Annotated in this window: 12 protein-coding genes; 7 read left to right on the top strand and 5 right to left on the bottom strand. The window is 68.1% G+C overall.

Features of this window, described 5'->3' with window-relative positions:
- Window positions 1-83 precede the first annotated feature (83 nt).
- Together ACFPJ1_RS01155 and ACFPJ1_RS01150 are read right to left on the bottom strand one after the other, a co-directional pair.
- Window positions 84-1,085 (bottom strand): Gfo/Idh/MocA family protein, encoded by a 1,002-nt coding sequence (locus tag ACFPJ1_RS01155; protein WP_380100843.1) that lies wholly within the window; start codon window positions 1,083-1,085, stop codon window positions 84-86.
- Window positions 1,086-1,099: 14 nt separating this feature from the next.
- Window positions 1,100-2,239 carry a phytanoyl-CoA dioxygenase family protein gene (locus ACFPJ1_RS01150; protein ID WP_380100842.1) on the bottom strand — a complete coding sequence of 380 codons (1,140 nt, stop codon included), beginning with the start codon at window positions 2,237-2,239 and terminating at the stop codon, window positions 1,100-1,102.
- 94 nt (window positions 2,240-2,333) lie between these two features.
- Here ACFPJ1_RS01150 and ACFPJ1_RS01145 point away from each other — a divergent pair, with 94 nt between their 5' ends.
- Complete coding sequence (locus ACFPJ1_RS01145) at window positions 2,334-3,371, top strand: LacI family DNA-binding transcriptional regulator (protein ID WP_380100840.1); 1,038 nt, start codon at window positions 2,334-2,336, stop codon at window positions 3,369-3,371.
- A gap of 27 nt (window positions 3,372-3,398) precedes the next feature.
- On the opposite strand, the gene ACFPJ1_RS01140 is transcribed toward ACFPJ1_RS01145, so the two are convergent.
- A complete protein-coding gene (locus tag ACFPJ1_RS01140) occupies window positions 3,399-4,382 on the bottom strand; it encodes a LacI family DNA-binding transcriptional regulator (RefSeq protein WP_380100838.1) in 984 nt (327 codons plus the stop codon).
- 101 nt (window positions 4,383-4,483) lie between these two features.
- Here ACFPJ1_RS01140 and ACFPJ1_RS01135 point away from each other — a divergent pair, with 101 nt between their 5' ends.
- The 3 genes from ACFPJ1_RS01135 to ACFPJ1_RS01125 are packed head-to-tail and all read left to right on the top strand — an operon-like array spanning window position 4,484 to window position 7,088.
- The gene (locus ACFPJ1_RS01135; protein ID WP_380100836.1) at window positions 4,484-5,521 is read left to right on the top strand and encodes a Gfo/Idh/MocA family oxidoreductase; all 1,038 of its coding nucleotides are present in this window, start codon (window positions 4,484-4,486) and stop codon (window positions 5,519-5,521) included.
- Window positions 5,518-6,291 carry a TIM barrel protein gene (locus ACFPJ1_RS01130; protein ID WP_380100834.1) on the top strand — a complete coding sequence of 258 codons (774 nt, stop codon included), beginning with the start codon at window positions 5,518-5,520 and terminating at the stop codon, window positions 6,289-6,291. The genes ACFPJ1_RS01135 and ACFPJ1_RS01130 overlap by 4 nt, the downstream gene beginning before the upstream one ends.
- Window positions 6,292-6,344: 53 nt before the next feature.
- A complete protein-coding gene (locus tag ACFPJ1_RS01125; RefSeq protein WP_380100833.1) occupies window positions 6,345-7,088 on the top strand; it encodes a GntR family transcriptional regulator in 744 nt (247 codons plus the stop codon).
- A 39-nt stretch (window positions 7,089-7,127) separates the two neighbouring features.
- Here ACFPJ1_RS01125 and ACFPJ1_RS01120 read toward each other — a convergent pair whose 3' ends face one another.
- Window positions 7,128-8,384, bottom strand: coding sequence for a hypothetical protein (locus ACFPJ1_RS01120; protein WP_380100831.1), 1,257 nt, complete (start codon window positions 8,382-8,384; stop codon window positions 7,128-7,130).
- Between the two features lie 24 nt (window positions 8,385-8,408).
- On the bottom strand, window positions 8,409-8,909 hold the full coding sequence (locus ACFPJ1_RS01115) for a SigE family RNA polymerase sigma factor (protein ID WP_380100829.1): 501 nt from the start codon (window positions 8,907-8,909) through the stop codon (window positions 8,409-8,411).
- Between the two features lie 322 nt (window positions 8,910-9,231).
- On the opposite strand from ACFPJ1_RS01115, the gene ACFPJ1_RS01110 reads away from it, so the two are divergent.
- From ACFPJ1_RS01110 to ACFPJ1_RS01100, 3 genes are read left to right on the top strand one after another with little or no spacing between them, the layout of a single operon-like run.
- Entirely contained in the window at window positions 9,232-10,509 is a 1,278-nt protein-coding gene (locus ACFPJ1_RS01110; protein WP_380100827.1) for a CpaF family protein, read from the top strand.
- On the top strand, window positions 10,509-11,369 hold the full coding sequence (locus ACFPJ1_RS01105) for a type II secretion system F family protein (RefSeq protein ID WP_380100825.1): 861 nt from the start codon (window positions 10,509-10,511) through the stop codon (window positions 11,367-11,369). The genes ACFPJ1_RS01110 and ACFPJ1_RS01105 overlap by 1 nt, the downstream gene beginning before the upstream one ends.
- Window positions 11,366-12,304: a type II secretion system F family protein gene (locus tag ACFPJ1_RS01100; RefSeq protein WP_380100824.1), complete on the top strand. Its 939-nt coding sequence runs from the start codon at window positions 11,366-11,368 to the stop codon at window positions 12,302-12,304. The genes ACFPJ1_RS01105 and ACFPJ1_RS01100 overlap by 4 nt, the downstream gene beginning before the upstream one ends.
- Window positions 12,305-12,308 lie beyond the last annotated feature (4 nt).

The following is a 12,308-nucleotide window of genomic DNA, read 5'->3' as shown; positions in this document are numbered from 1 at the left end:
ACCGCCCGGCACTCCTCGGAGGCCGGGCGGTCAGCCGCGGTAGCGCAGCGCAGTAAGAGTCAGGGAGCGCGGCGCAGTACCGCCTAGATGGTGGAGACGGGGCGGGGCTGGAGGCCGGCCGCGCGGTAGCAGGCGTCGATGAGTTCCATCGTGGCGACCGCGTCGTCGGCGTCGATCGGGAGCGGGGTGCCCTCGCGCAGGTGAGCGGCGAAGGCCTCGAGCTGGTAGGTGTACGAGGACTTGCGGCCCAGGTGCTCGACCCAGGTGTCCTCCTTCGTCGTCACCGTGATCCGGTCGTCCAGGTGCGGCAGTACGAAGGAGGGCGCGAAGGCCTCACCCCGGGTGCCGATGACGCGGCAGCTGAAGTCGACCTGCTCGGCGGCCATGCTCGTCCGCACCGCGCCGGTCGCGCCGTTGGGGAAGACCAGGTCGGCGTTGAGCCACTCGTCGACACCAGGAAGACGCTTGCGCTCACCGGCCCGGGCGGTCGCCACGGTCGGCAGTCCGCCACCCCAGGGAGCCAGCATCCGCTGCGCGTGCAGGGCATAACACCCGACGTCCATCACTGCGCCACCGGCGAGCGACAGGGACCAGCGCGGGTCGTCGTCGGCCGGCGGCGGCATCACCATCGTCGTCTCGACGTGCTGCAGCTCGCCGAGCTCGCCCTTGCTGAGCAGCTCGTGCAGCCGTCGCGTCACCGGGTGGAAGACGTAGTGGAAGCCCTCCATCAGGACGACGCCCTGCTCGCGCGCGGCATCGCGGACCTGCGCGGCCTCGGCGGCGTTGCTGGCCGACGGCTTCTCGGTCAGCACGTGCTTGCCCGCGGCAATGGCCTTCAGGTTCCAAGGCCCGTGCAGCCCGTTGGCGAGCGGGTTGTAGATCACCTCGACGTCGGGATCGTTGATCACGTCGTCGTAGCCGGCATGGACCCGCTCGACACCGTGCTCGGCGGCGAACGCCTGAGCCCGTTCGGCGTCCCGGGCGGCGACCGCGACCAGCCGGGCGCCGGTCAGGCGGGCCGGTTCGACGATCGCCTTGCCCGCGATCCGGGCCGCGCCGAGAATGCCGATGCGAAGCGGTTCCATGCCTTCTCCCTTGCTCAGATGTCATCCGTACGGCGGCGTACGGCGTGCTCGTCGAGGGCCTGCCGCAGACGATCGTCCGGCCAGTCCTCGGCGAGGGCCTGCCGGACCAGGTCGGCCTGGGTCGGTGGAGCGAGTCCGCCGATCGGCTGGTCCCGGTCCAGGTTTGTCGGGAAAGCGTAGCCCTCTGCGCTCGCGGCGATGACGTTGTCCAGATCGAAGGCGTCATCCTGCCGCAGCGTCCGCAGTACGGGATAGAGGGTGACCGCCATCCGGACCCGGTCGACGCTCTCCATCGCCCGGCCGAAGGCGGACGAGATCTGCAGCAGGTTCGCCATCCGCTTGATGTCGGTCGAGTGGTTGCTGCCTGCCGCGTGGAAGAGCGCGGGGTTGAAGAACACCGCGTCACCCGTGGCCAACGGCAACTGAACGTGATGCGCGACGAAGTGCTCGCCGAACTCCGGCCTGCGCCAGGCCAGGTAGCCGAGCTCGTACTTGTGCGAGTGCGGCAGGTAGAGCGTCGGACCGCTCTCGACGGGCATGTCACAGTGTGCGACGGCTCCTTGCAACGTCAGCACGCTGGACAGCTTGTGCACATGAGCAGGGTAGGCAGCGGCGACCTCGTTCGACTGGAATCCGAGGTGGTAGTCGCGATGTACGGTCTGACCTTCACCTCCTGGATTCACCACGTTCACCTGCGAAGTCACCTGGTACGCCGGTCCGAGCCATGCCTTCGCCGTCAGAGCCAGCAGATCGTTGGCGTAGTAGGCGGCGAACACCTCGGGCGCCCGGATCGCGAGCTTCTCCAGGGCATTCCAGACTCGGTCGTTCGCACCAGGCTTGGCGAAGTGGTCACCCGCGGCGGTGCCCGCCCGGTGCTGGTCGTCGATCATCCGGTGGAACTCGGCGCTGGTGGCATCGACCACGTCCTTGCCGAAGGCCCCCTTCAGTACCACGATGCCGGGCCCCTCACTGAACGCGCGGGCCAGCTCCGCCTGCACCTCCAGCGGATCCTCCTTCCGCAACCGAGCGGCGTCGTACAGCGGGACCTCCTGCACGATCTCCTCCGCGAACGGATAGTCGGCCGGGTCGGTGCGGTCCTCGAGCACCTTCAGCAGGTCTTCCAGGCGAGCATCCTCGGGGTTCAGCCAGGTCATCGGTGGCTCCTCTCGTTGGATTCAGCCTGGTGGTTCGCTGGTGGGATTGGTACACCTGGAATCCGCCAAAAACCCGTCTTTGGGAGGTTGCCGCGTGGGACGTGCCTACCGGGTGCGGGACATCGCAGTACAGGCCGGGCTGAGCGAGACGACGGTCGACCGGGTGCTGAACGGCCGGGCCGGCGTGAGCTTCCGCGCCCAGCGCCAGGTCGAGCAGGCGATCCGCGACCTCGACCGGCAACAGTCCCAGGTCCGCCTCGGCGGCCGCACCTTCGTCATCGACCTCGTCATGCAGGCCCCTGCCCGCTTCTCCGGCGCTGTCCGTTCCGCTCTGGAGGGCGAGTTGCCCGGCCTCCGCCCCGCCGTCATCCGCGCCCGCTTCGCCCTCGACGAGACCGCGTCAGCTCCAGCGATGGTCGAGACCCTGGATCGCGTACGCCGCCGCGGCTCCCAGGGCGTCATCCTCAAGGCTCCCGCCGAGCCCGAGGTGGTCGAAGCCGTCGACCTCCTCGTTGCCGCCGGCATCCCCGTCGTCACCCTGGTGACCGACCTCCCCACCAGCCGCCGAGCCGCCTACGTCGGCATCGACAACCGGGCAGCGGGCGCAACCGCGGCGTACTTCATCTCCCAGTGGCTGGGCGATGCCCCCGGCAACATCCTGGTCACCCTCAGCCGCGACACCTTCCGCGGCGAAGAAGAACGAGAAATGGGCTTCCGTACGACGCTCCGCCGCCTCGCCCCGCAACGATCCCTGGTGGAGCTCAACAACACCGACGGCCTCGACACCACCATGCACGGACTGGCCCTGGCAGCCCTCTCCGCTGACTCCACCCTCAACGCCGTCTACTCCATCGGCGGCGGCAACCGAGCCATCGTCGAGGCGTTCACTTCTCTCAACCGCCCCTACCGCTGCTTTATCGCCCACGACCTGGACCCCGACAACCACGCGCTACTCCGCACCGGCGCCCTGACCCTCGTCCTCCACCACGACCTCCCCACCGACCTCCGCCGAGCCTGCCAAGCCCTCCTCCAGTCCCACCACCTCCTCCCCAACGCCCCCCACTCGCTCCCTTCCAACATCCATCCGATCACCCCCCACAACCTCCCCAACCGAACTCCCATCTCCACCTGACGACTCGTGACGTAGACGGGCCTGGGCTCAAGTTCGGGGTGAGGTGGTGCTGCGGGGGATTAGGTGGGGGGCTACTACTTCTTCGCTGGGTGGGGTTTTGGTGGTGAGTCTGACCGTTGCCCGTTCTACGGCCAGTTTGGCGAGCGCCGGCGTCGGTTGGGCGATGGTGGTGAGGTCGATGTGGGTGAGGGTGGCGAGGGTGGTGTTGTCGTAGCCGATGACGGAGAGGTCGTCGGGGACGCGGAGGCCGGAATCCCGGACGGTGTTGAGGAAACCCACGGCCGCTCGGTCGTTGAAGATGGTTGCTGCGGTGATCTCGCCGGGGTCTTTGAGGAAGGTCTGTGCGGCGTTGACGCCGTGGTTCTCGGTGGGGCCGCCGGGGAGGACGACCGGGGTCAGACCGGCGCGGCGCATGGTGTTGCGATAGCCGGTACGTCGTTCCGTGGCTCCCGGCGCTTTGCCGCCGTCCACGTGGAGGATGTTGCGATGCCCGAGGTCGATCAGGTGCCGGACGGCCTGGCGGGACCCGTCGAGGTCGTCGGTCCGTACTACGTCTACGCCGGCGGCCTTGACCTTCCGGGCGACGACGACAACGGGTTGATTCGTGGCGAGGTCTGCCAATGCGGACGCGGAGAGTTGCGGGCCCAACAGGATCAGGGCTTCGCAGCGGTAGTCCAGCAACGACTGGATCGCCCGAGCCTCACTACGGGTCCGGGCGACCGCATTGAGAGCGAGGTCGTAACCGGAGGACTCGGCCGCCGCGTACAGAGCCTCGACCAGATCGCCTTGGAAAGGAGCCTGTACGTCGAAGGTGACGCCGAGCAGGCGGGTGCGCGTCCGGCCGAGCAACCTGGCGCGGTGGTCCGGGCGATAGCCGAGGGCGGCGCCGGCCTCCAGTACCCGGGCCCGGGTCGCCTCGCTGGCGCCGGGGGCATCGCGGTAGACGATGGAGACGAGGGCTCGGGAGACACCGGCACGGGCGGCGACGTCCTCCATGGTCGGGCGGCTCATCCCGAGGACTCCTTCGGCTCGACACTTGACGAGCCCTATCAAAGCAGTGTTCGCTAGCCGATGACTAGAGCGCTCTAGTAATTCACGGGAGGCGGGCGGCCATGCGGACAGACCACGGGTTGCAGGTGATTCGTACGGCGTTGATCGGCGCCGGGCGGATCGGCACGATGCATGCGGGCAATGTCGCGCGCCGGGTCGCCGGCGCCGAACTGGCGGCGGTCGTGGACCCGGTGGAGGAGGCGGCCCAGCGGCTCGCCACGAAGTACGGTGCCAGGGCAACGGGTGACATCGACGACGTGCTGAAGGACCCGGACATCGACGCGGTGCTGATCACCTCGATCGCGGCGGTGCACAGCGAGCTGATCGTGCGGGCGGCTGAAGCGGGCAAGGCGGTCTGGTGCGAGAAGCCCGCCTCGCTGACGCTGGAGGAGATGGACCGCGCGATCGAGGCGACCCGGCAGGCGGGGGTGCCGTTCCAGGTCGGCTTCAACAGAAGGTTCGCCGCGGACTTCGCGGCGGCACGCAAGGCGGTCGTCGAAGGCGAGATCGGTACGCCGCAGCTGATGCGCTCGCTCACCCGCGATCCGGGCTGGCCGGGCGGACTCAGCAACGCCGCGAACGTGAAGCCCTGGACGATCTTCCGCGAGACCCTGATCCACGACTTCGACACGCTGCTCTGGCTGAACCCGGGAGCCGAGCCGATCGAGGTCTACACGAAGGCGGACGCGCTGGTCGCCCCGGAGTACAAGGACAGCGGTCTGATCGATACCGCCGCCGTGATGATCACCTTCGACAACGGCGCGATCGCCACTGCCGAGGCCAATTTCTCCGCGCTCTACGGGTACGACGTCCGCGGCGAGGTGTTCGGCTCGAAGGGCATGGTCACCGCCGGGCGGCACGCGAACAGCCCGATGCTCCACTACGGCGAGAACGGCATCCGTCAGCACACGTTGCGAAGTGACGAGGAGATGTTCGTCGACGCCTACACCCAGGAACTGCAGGACTTCGCGGAGGCCGTTCGTACCAAGGGGGCCCCGCCCGTCACCGGTGAGGACGCCCGCCGGGCCCTCGAAGTCGCGCTGGCCGCGATGAAGTCCCACGAGGAAGGCCGGCCGGTCAAGCTGGGCGCCGCGGCATGAGGCTCGCCGTCTGCTCGGAGATGGTGTTCACCGACAAACCTCTGCTGGAGCGCGTCGAGCGCATTCACGAGCTGGGTTTCGACGTGGAGATCTGGGATCACACGACCAAGGACATCGACGCGCTGGTCAGCACCGGAGCCACCTTTTCCTCGATGACGGGGTACGTCCGCGGTTCTCTCACGTTCGACCAGGACGAACTGCTGAAGACAGCCGAGCAATCGATCGAGGTCGCGAAGACCCTGAACTGCCCGCGGCTCAACCTGCACGGCACCGAACTGGGCGAAGGCGGCCTGCCCCGCGTACCGCAGTACGGGGTGAGCGGGGAGATGTGGCTGACAGCAGCCAAGACCCTGACGGGGCTGGCCGAACTCGCCGCTCAGCACGACGTGATGTTCGTGCTCGAGAATCTCAACACCGAGGTCGATCATCCGGGCGTGCCTTTCGCCAAAGCCGCGGACACCTTTGCCTTGGTGAAAGCCGTCGATCATCCGAATCTGCGGATGATGCTGGACCTGTACCACGCGCAGATCGGCGAGGGGAATCTCATCTCCCTGCTCGAGAAGACGCTCCCGTATATCGGTGAGATCCAGGTCGCCGACGTGCCCGGGCGCTGCGAGCCGGGCACGGGGGAGATCAATTATCCGGCGATCGCCGCGGCGCTCCGCAGAATCGGCTATTCCGGCACTGTCGGTCTCGAAGCCTTTGCACAAAGCGATAGCGAGCTCGCACTGCGCCGGTTCCGGGACGCATTCACAAACGAAGAGATCTGATCAAATCCGCGTTCTGACTCGACGGTAAGCCCCTGACACCCCAAGATGTGCCCATGAGCACCGTCCAGGTCAGCGTTGATCGCACCAGTCGCACTCCGCTTCACGTACAACTCGCGCAGCAGCTCGAAGCGGCGATCCAGGGCGGTGACCTCCCGGTCGGTTCTCGGCTCAGCAACGAGGTGGACCTCGCAGAGGCGTACGGACTGAGCCGCCCGACCGTCCGGCAGGCGATAGCCCGGCTGGTCGACCAGGGACTGCTCGTGCGCAAGCGCGGCGTCGGCACCCAGGTGGTGGGCAACTCGGGCCAGGTACGGCGCTCGCTCGAGCTCACCAGCCTGTACGACGACCTGTCGGCGGCGCACCGCAAGCCACAGACAGACGTACTGCGCTTCGGTATCGCGCCGGCGAGCGCAGAGGTGGCTACCGCCTTGCAGTGCGAGCAAGGAGACCGCGTACTGCGCTTGGAGCGGCTCCGCAGGGCTGACGGCGAGCCGCTGGCGCTGATGCGCAACTGGCTGCCGCCGGAGGTGCTCGACACGGACCCGAACACTCTGGCCGAGCGAGGGCTCTACGAGCTGCTCAGAGCCGAAGGGGTCCGCCTGAAGGTGGCGCACCAGACGATCTCGGCGCTGCCCGCTACACCAGAGCAAGCCCGGCTCCTCATGGAGGAGCCGGGCTGTCCGCTACTGGCGACCACCCGGATCACCTACGACGACCACGGGCGTGCGGTGGAGTACGGGTCGCACCTGTTCCGCGCTTCCCGCTACGCCTTCGAACACACCCTCGTCCACCGCTGATCCACCCCTCAGAGGACCAGCGACGGACGAGGGCGAGCCTTACTTCGTCCCGGTACCGGGGAACTTCCAGCCCTTGTTGTTAGCCATCGCCATCAGTTCATCCGGGGTGAACGCGGGCTTGGCGCGGGTGTGCTTGGCATCCTTCTCCTGCGGGCCGTTGTAACTCGTCACGCCGATCGTGCGGCCGTTCGGGTAGTGGATCTCGACGCGGTTGGCGAGGACCCCGTTGACCTTCTGGCGCGCGTCGGAGTACGTGGGTTCGTCCTTCGTCCAACCGACCACGGCACCGTCCGACCGGACCTGGCAGTGCGCGATGCCTTCCGGTCCGCACTTGGTCACGGGCTGCTCGTACGAGACGAAGACGTCGATCCGTGACGCCCCCTTACCGTCGTTGATCACGTAGGCCGCGCCGTTGAAGCCCTCCGTGCCGCCGCCCCACGTCTCCGGCCGGGTGAAGGTCAGGTCGCGCGGCAGCACCTTCTTCAAGGTCAGCAGGGTTTGCTGCACCGGCACCGCCGGCTTCCCTGCACCGGGCGACTTCGGCTCGGGCTTGGTAGGACCGGAGGTCGGCACCTTCTGCTGCAGCGGGAACCGCCAGGTCTGGCTGTCCGCGATCGTGATCAGTTGTTCCAAGGAGAGCGCCGGCATCGCGCGGGACTTGTCGACGCCCTTCTCCTCCGCGGCGTTGAAGCTGATCAAGCTGATCGATCCGGTGCCCGGCCGGACGACAGTGACCGAGTTCCGGATCACCCCGCCCGGATTCCCTTCCCCGTAGGTGGGTTCGCCGGCTTGCACGCTGATGAGTGATCCGTCCGGGCGGGTCTTGCAGGTCCCGGGGTCCATCGTGCAGGTGCCGTCCGCACCGGGCGCGGTCACCCCGAGCGAGATCTTGGACGGCCCCTGACCGTCATCGACGACGACAGCAGCGCCATGGAAGCCGTTGTCGCCCCAGGTCTGGGGCTTGCTGACCTTCAGATTGGCCGGCAGGAGCTTCATGAGCGTCGCCAGCGTCTCCTTCTGCGTGACAGGAGTTGTCGCTTCCCCCGTGACCGACTGGCCGGCTGTCCCGGCGGCGGGCGCCTCGGCGCTACCGCCGAACAGTTGGGTGCCGCCGATGACAATGCCGGCGGTCGCCAGTACTGCGCCTGCGCCGGTGAAGCTGAGCAGGGCGGTCCGGCGGCGGCGCAGGGTGGTGCCGCGGCGCATGCCGCGTTCGACCAGGTCGGTGGACTCGGGTTCGAGGTTCTCGGTGGCCCGGCGCATCAGGTCGGGCAGGGTGTCGTTCAAGTTGTTCATCGGGCTGTCTCCTGGGAGGTCAGGTCAGAGTGCGATCAGGTGGACGGCGTCGTCACCGAGGACGGCCCGGAGCCGGTCCAGCGCCCGGGAGGTCCTGGTTCTGATCGCACCGGCGTTCTTGCCGAGATCGAGCGCGACCTGTTCGACGCTGCGATCTTCGAAGAACCGCAGCACCAGCACCGCACGATCGAGAGGGGCGAGCTCGGCCAGCGCCTGCTGCAGCGACAACCGCAGTTCGACGTCGCCGGGTCGTTCGGCCCGGTCCGGCAGCGCCGACGTGGGCTGCTCGGTCCAGCTCCGCCGGCGGCGCTGCGAGATGAACGTCCGCACCAGCACGGTCTGCGCGTATGCCGGCGGGTGGTCGATCCGCTGCAGGCCCCGCCAGGCGCGGAACATCTTGGCGAGCGTCTCCTGGACCAGGTCCTCGGCATGGTGCCGGTCGCCCGCCAGCAGCCAGGCCGTCCGGTACAGATGAGGGGTCCGCGCCCTGGCGAACTCCTCGAAATCATCCGTCGTCGGTCTCATCACTGCCTTCCGTCGTGGTCTCACTCTCTACGACGCCCCGTCCGGACCTGCGTGTTACACCCCGGCTGTGGCGGTTTTGGGGGATTCCGGGCGGGCTGGACCACTCCGGGCGGCTGGGCGACCCAGGTGGCGGCGGATTGCAACAAGGTGCAATCGGTTGGACCTGGACGTGAGCGAATGGATACGTTCTGTGAGCCTGTGGAGTGTCAGGGTTATCCACAGGCAGCAGAGATCGGGTTGGCGCCGGTACACCCTGGGTTGCGACGATGGTCGCGCACGGTGACCAGTAGGGTCACCGGTCGAGACGTCAACTGGGGAGACGATGACAGCCGACAGACTTGCCGCGCGCCGGTCCGGCTGGAGTGGTGCGGTCGAACTCATCGACGCCCAGGTGCGCGACGTCGTCCGCCGCGAAGGCATCGACCCGCTGCGCGACCCCGGCGCGGTGAACGCCATCGTCGCGACGGTCGTGAAGGAGTACGACGAGCGCAGCCTGACCGGGATCGTGCCGCCGATCGGCGACGTCGAGGCGGTCAGCCGCGAGGTGCACGACCGGGTGGCCGGGTTCGGCCCGCTGCAGCGCTATCTCGACGATCCGGCGGTCGAGGAGATCTGGATCAACGAGCCGAGCCGGGTGTTCATCGCCCGCGAGGGCCGGCACGAGCTGACCACCACGGTGCTGACCGAGGAGGAGGTCAGCGATCTCGTCGAGCGGATGCTGAAGACGACCGGGCGGCGGATCGACGTGTCCCAGCCGTTCACCGACGCGCGGCTGCCGGACGGGAGCCGCGTGCACATCGTGCTCGGCGGTATCACCCAGCGGTATGCCGCGATCAACATCCGCAAGTTCACCGTCCGGGCGACCCGGCTGGCCGACCTCGTCTCGCTCGGCTCGCTGACCCCGCACGCGGCGGCGGTGCTGGACGCGGCTGTTGCCTGCGGCCTCAACATCCTCGTCTCCGGCGGCACCCAGGCCGGCAAGACCACGATGCTCAACGCGCTGGCGGGTTCGATCCCGGGTAGCGAGCGGGTGATCAGCTGTGAAGAGGTCTTCGAGATCAAGCTGCCGATCCCGGACTGGGTCTCGATGCAGACCCGGCAGGCAGGCCTCGAAGGCACCGGCGAGGTCCGGCTGCGCGACCTGGTCAAGGAATCCCTGCGGATGCGGCCGTCCCGGGTGATCGTCGGCGAGGTGCGTGGTGAGGAATGCCTCGACCTCCTGCTGGCTCTGAACAGTGGACTTCCCGGCATGTGCACGATCCACGCCAACTCGGCGCGCGAGGCCCTGACGAAGATGTGCACCCTGCCGTTGCTGGCCGGGGAGAACATCGGCTCACGGTTCGTGCTGCCGACCGTGGCGGGCTGTGTCGACCTGGTCGTGCACCTCGGCATCGCGGCCGACGGACATCGGCGGGTCCGGGAGATCGTGGCCGTGAGCGGCCGGATCGAGGATCAGGCGATCGAGACCGAGACGCTGTTCGGCACGATCGACGGACACCTGCGGCGCGCCGAAGGCCAGTTGCCGCATCCGGAGCGGTTCCAGCAGGCGGGGTATTCGCCTGCCGGGTTGCTCACCGAGTTGCCGCGGGGTGTGAGCTGATGGGACTCCTCCTCGGCCTCTTCTTCGGTATCGGCCTGCTGCTGATCATCTGGACCTTCGTCGCGCCCGCTGACGCCAAGCCGCGCACCGAAGGCCGGCTGACCGTTCGGAGCCGGGAGTTGCTCGCGAGCGCCGGAGTCGAAGGCGTGACCCCGTCGGCCTTCATCGGTGCCTGCTTCATCACGGGGTTCGTGGCGTTCGTCCTGATGTTCGTCGTCTCGGCGACGCTGCCGATCGGGTTGATCTTCGGGATCATGGCGGGTGGCGTGCCGGTGGCCTTGCTCAAGAGTCGCGCTCGCCGGAGGCTGGCCGAGTTCCGGGAGCTTTGGCCAGATGTGGTGGACAACATCGCGTCCGCGGTACGGGCCGGGTTGTCCTTGTCGGAGGCGCTTGCTCAGGTCGGGGAGCGCGGGCCGTTGCCGTTGCGGGAGCCGTTCAGGAGGTTCGGGGCCGACTACGCGTCGACTGGCCGGTTCGCTGATTCCCTCGACCGGCTGAAGGCGCGGCTGGCCGATCCCGTCGGTGATCGGGTCATCGAGGCCTTGCGGATCGCCCGCGAGGTCGGCGGCGGTGACCTCGGCCGGTTGCTGCGGTCGTTGTCGAGCTTCCTGCGCGACGATGCCCGCACCCGGTCCGAGTTGGAGTCGCGGCAGTCCTGGTCGGTCAACGGTGCGCGGGTCGCCGTGGCGGCGCCCTGGCTCGTGCTGGCGATGTTGTCGTTCCAGGGCGACGTGATCCAGCGGTACAACTCACCGGTCGGCGCCTTGATCATCGGGATCGGCGCTGCCGTCTGCGTCGTCGCCTATCGCGTAATGCTGCGGATCGGCCGACTGCCTGAACCTGAGCGGGTGTTGCGATGAGTCCGATCCTCCTCGGTGGGTTGCTCGGGGCAACGTTCGGGGCCAGCCTGCTGCTGATCGTGCGGCGGCTGCCGTTCCTGCGGAAGCCCTCCGTGGACGATCGCATCGGCCCGTATCTGAGGGACATCGGCGGTTCGGACGTCTTCCTGGGCGTGGTCGACTCGGGCTCGCCGTTCTACGCGATCCTGCGGTTGTTCGGGCCGTCGCTCCGGGCCGGCGCGGTCCGCCTCGAGCGCATCCTGGGCGGAGCAACCTCCATCCGGCGCCGACTGGCACGGGCCGGGATCGACCGTACCGTTGAGGAATTCCGGATCGAGCAACTGCTCTGGGGCGCCGCCGGCTTCGGCGGCGGCCTCCTCATCGCGTTGGTCGCCCTGTCCCTCGGATTCGGCAATCCTGTTGGACTACTCGTGCTCTGCGGAATCCTCGCAGTGCTCGGGGTCCTGTCTCGGGACACCTATCTGACCAGCCAGGTGCGGCGTCGGGAACGTCGTCTGCTCGCCGAACTGCCCACTGTCGCAGAGCTTCTGGCGCTTTCTGTGGCTGCGGGCGAGGGCCCTGCCGCGGCTCTCGATCGCGTGGCTCGCTCGTGTCGTGGTGAGTTGGCCGACGAGTTGCATCGGGTGCTTTCGGAGACCCGTGCGGGTGATCCGTTGGTGCGGGCTCTCGACGCGCTGGCTGACCGGAGTGGCCTGCTGGCGTTGACCAGATTCGCCGACGGCCTCGCGGTTGCCCTCGAGCGAGGGACGCCGCTGGCCGACGTACTGCGGGCACAGGCGGGGGACATCCGTGAGTCGAGCAGACGGGAACTGATCGAATCCGGCGCGCGCCGGGAAGTAGCCATGATGGTCCCGGTGGTGTTTCTCGTGCTGCCGGTGACGATCGCCTTCGCCTTCTATCCGGGCGCTGTCGGAATCCGGCTGATCGCCGGATGAACTG

This window comes from Kribbella qitaiheensis (genome assembly GCF_042657745.1).
In the GTDB taxonomy this organism is placed as follows: domain Bacteria; phylum Actinomycetota; class Actinomycetes; order Propionibacteriales; family Kribbellaceae; genus Kribbella; species Kribbella qitaiheensis.
Note: the sequence above shows the minus strand (reverse complement) of the source record. Positions and strands in the feature narration are given on the sequence as shown.